Below are 3,847 nucleotides of genomic sequence, written 5' to 3' on the forward strand. Positions count from 1 at the left end.
TGAGGATCAGAAAGCTTGTTTGAATCGATGTATTTCATCCGCAGATTATGCACGAATGCTAAGAAATCCGGAGTGCAAATATTAACCAAAAAGAAGATCGTTTTTTGATTTATGAAAGAGATCTAATCTATTTGGTTAGTAAAACCGGATCTTCAACGCTATATCCTGTTTCAAATGGAATCCCTAGATATTTAACAGTCACTAAATAAAAGGGCTTTTGCATTACACGATAAGTTTTAGAGATTTTTAAACCTTCTTTATAGGTCTCAGCCTTTTGTACAGCGCTTTTATACTGCGAATTTTTAACACGATATTGATAGGTCCATTTATCAATGGTTTCATTCGGGTCATACCATGATTTTGCAGTGCCATTCATGGTTGTTAATAACTGTATTCGAGCATTATTGTTATTTACTGGTGTTAGTTTGACTACACGTTTTTTTATTTTCGCGATTTCTTTATCAAACTGGGTGCTGTCTTGATCGTAATCAATCCGTTTTGTCTTTGGATTAATATACAAAGACTTCACTGTAATTAATTGCGTCGGTTTTTTGCTATCTAATTGATAATAATATAATTGTGGTAAACGACCACGACCATCTTCAAAATGACGCATTAAATAGATTTTTTGGTCTTTTTTATCAAAACCTAAAACCTCAATGGTTTGAGGGCCGCCTACTGTCGCCAAAGCAGAGCAGGACAGTAGGGTGCTAATTGCGAATGCATTGAAATGACGTAGCTGCATTTTCTTGTCCTGATAAGTAAATTCCTCAATACAGTATGTGATGCAAAATGATATTTAAATATGAAGATTATGTATGTTTTATTCTGCATTTAAGATGTCTAATACACTGCGAGCAACATTTTCAGTTAACTGATCTAAGCGTTCTAAAGCTGTACCCAAAATAAAATAGTGGTAATTATAGATACGATCGGCATGTAAGATTGAAATATAAAATGTTCCTTCGGGTTTTTCTACGGTTGCACTGCCACCGGGTTTGAGTAATCCGGTGCAGGCCACCACAAAGTTCGCATGTAAAAATAGTTGTTGTCCTTGCTCAGCCATCGCTTGAGTTACTTCTGCGGATTCGGCCGTAAATTTTTCTATTAGTAGAGGATCTACTTTTAAAATTTCACGTTTGATCGATGGATCATAGCTCACAAGACCACCTAACAAGATATCTGCACCACTATTCTTATAAATTGAAAATTGGCTACATAAATAACCAGAGCTTGCACTCTCGATAAACGCGATGGTCATGGATTTTTGTTCTAAAGCATCGCAACACTGTTTAAGCATGTGCTTACCTCAAAGTAGAATGGTGAATGATCATTAGTATTCTTAAAATTTTAGCATTGATTCCGCTCGCCTGTAATTTCACTAAAAGTCTAAGTTGGTACTGTGGGTGTTGTGGAATTCACAAAAATAGCGTGATTGCTTAGAAGCTGTACGAAAATATGAAATAAAGGTTTCTTCGGAAGGAAAACGATGTTAAAACTTAAAATAAAGAGCGTAACAAAAGTAGGTTTATTTCAATGAAAACGACTGTTAAATATGTAGTATTAAAAAGCCTAGACTATCAATTGGGCACGCCACTTTTTCAAGAAGAATTAGACGCAGATAGCCTGTATTTTGATCAAATTCCGGCTGTAATTCAGTATCAAAATCATCAATTCAAAGTGAAAAGTAAAGAGTTAAAGCGTGTTTATTTGGCTGAAGAAAATGAAGACATGCAAACCATTATTGTGAAAGTACTTGCAGTTTAATTTTGATCAATTTTTAGTTTAAAAATACAGTTCTCATTGAGTTGTGAGCTGTATTTTTGTATTTGCCAGACTCAAACTATAAATTAATCTAGATTTAAAGAAGATGTGTATTTTTAATGATCACTTGATCGTGTCGCCTTAGCTATTCGACCAACAGCTATTTAATCCCCCAGATATTATTTAGTATAATTTATCTGTTTTTTCATGGGGGGAGACATGATGGACTTATTTAAATTTCTAAAAAGCTTTAATACAACGGGCACTTATCTTTTAATTTCAACGATTTCGCTAGTTTGCTTAGTTGTGTATTTCTATTTTATTAATCCAAACTGATCTAAGTTGACTACCAACATCTTTGGCTTTAAATAAAGAGCTTAGTAAATAAAACTACATAATAAAATTTTATATCAAAAATATTGATATAAAATTTTGAGTAAATTAAAAATAGAGCTGATGGTTTTAATCCATATTTGTATTGATAAAGCCACAACGGTAGTGAAAGTTTTTTTGTGCACGACATTATGAAAGAAGAAGCGCCACGAGGGCGCTTTTATTTTGGGTATTAGTTTGTTTGACAGGTATTTAAATACGTCTTATTCTCAATTGAATATATAAAGTTATCGATCAAATATTCACTTTGTTTGAGTGAATCACGATGATCACCATTTTTAATTGGGTGAAATGCTATGGGTTTATTTTCCTTGCAGACTTTTTGGTAATAAGCATGGACACCCCGATAATCTACCAATTGATCTTGATCACCTTGTACTAACAGTAACGGTACTTGAGGTGTCATAAATTCGATCGACTGTTTTTTTAAATAACGGGTTAATGGCGTTAAATCTACCTTGGGTTTAAAAACGGTTTTTTGCGATATTTTTAGTTCAGTTTGTAGTTCTGATAAGCAGCGATTGCGAGCATGGTTCAGGATTTTCTGCATTTCAGGGCTTACTAAATCTTTTGCTGAAAGAGTAGGCTCCGCAGCTTCAGCACCTAATAGGACGATAGGTAAAAATGCTGCAACGCTCGGATCAATATTAGACTGTGTTGCTACATATTCAGCAATCCCTTCATATTGGTAGCCGCCCGGTGCCAATGCAATTGCTCCGCGTAAATTGAGTTCAGGAGCATCCTTTTGTCCAAACGCGGCCACGGTTAGGGACGCGGCACCGCCTTGACTGTGACCCATGACATACCAGTTTTTACTCAATTTTACTGATTTTAATTGATGCATCGCACGGACTGCATCAACGACAGTGTGTAACTGACTTTGAGCATTCATATAGGGGTGGCCGCCTGGTGTACCCAAACCTTGATAATCCGGCGCAACGACTGCATAGCCACGAGCAAGCCAAGCGTTTAAAGCTTTGGCTGCAATTTGTTGGTATATGTGAACGGGTCCATCTGCATAATCACCCGAAGGGGCGCAGGTATCAGCTACACCAGTTGTACCATGTGCCCAAGCCAAAACTGGCCAGCCGCCCTTAGGGGCTTTACCCTTAGGTAATAGGACATATCCAGAAGCAACAATCGGTTCTGAATGAACACCTCGGCTTCGATAACTGATGATATATCGTTCTGCTGCATTACTAAAAAGATCAGGCGTTTGGACTTGTAAAGATAGTATTGTACCGGGTGTAAGGGCTGTTATATTGGCGATTTGACCTTCATTTATCTTGGAAGGTACAGGAGATGCAGATGTGTATGTTGAAGCTAGACAAATACAGCTAGCAACCAATTTGAGAATATAATGCTTTGTTTCCATTATGGGCGCCGTCTTCTTTTCAAAAGGTTAATTTCAAGTTTTCACGTTGTTTCATTTATTCTATGAATTTTTAATATAGTGGCTAATCTGCATAAAATAAAGTTCGATGTTGAACTTACTTTTTGATTTAAAATGTAACAATTGTGGTGAATGAATATGAATTCACTCACATTGCTTATGCTGAAAATATATAGCCAAATCCTAAAAACTATAGAACAATAGAGATATGGGATATTCAAAAGATTTTAAAGACAAAGTCATAGAAATTATGATTCGAGATGAAATGTCTGTGCGAAAAGCAGCACAGCATTTTAA

4 protein-coding genes are annotated in these 3,847 nt (G+C 36.0%); 1 reads left to right on the forward strand and 3 read right to left on the reverse strand.

The window, feature by feature from the left end; genetic code table 11:
• Positions 1-127: 127 nt before the first annotated feature.
• Entirely contained in the window at positions 128-745 is a 618-nt protein-coding gene (locus tag FTU38_RS16435) for an aminotransferase (protein ID WP_180111872.1), read from the reverse strand.
• A gap of 78 nt (positions 746-823) precedes the next feature.
• Entirely contained in the window at positions 824-1,300 is a 477-nt protein-coding gene (locus FTU38_RS16440; protein ID WP_180111874.1) for a CinA family protein, read from the reverse strand.
• Between the two features lie 236 nt (positions 1,301-1,536).
• On the opposite strand from FTU38_RS16440, the gene FTU38_RS16445 reads away from it, so the two are divergent.
• Positions 1,537-1,767, forward strand: a complete 231-nt coding sequence (locus tag FTU38_RS16445) for a hypothetical protein (protein WP_078190858.1) — start codon at positions 1,537-1,539, stop codon at positions 1,765-1,767.
• 562 nt (positions 1,768-2,329) lie between these two features.
• On the opposite strand, the gene FTU38_RS16450 is transcribed toward FTU38_RS16445, so the two are convergent.
• Positions 2,330-3,535 carry an alpha/beta fold hydrolase gene (locus FTU38_RS16450; protein ID WP_180111876.1) on the reverse strand — a complete coding sequence of 402 codons (1,206 nt, stop codon included), beginning with the start codon at positions 3,533-3,535 and terminating at the stop codon, positions 2,330-2,332.
• Positions 3,536-3,847 lie beyond the last annotated feature (312 nt).

The sequence above is a fragment of the Acinetobacter sp. YH12098 genome (genome assembly GCF_013419235.1).
Classification (GTDB): domain Bacteria; phylum Pseudomonadota; class Gammaproteobacteria; order Pseudomonadales; family Moraxellaceae; genus Acinetobacter; species Acinetobacter amyesii.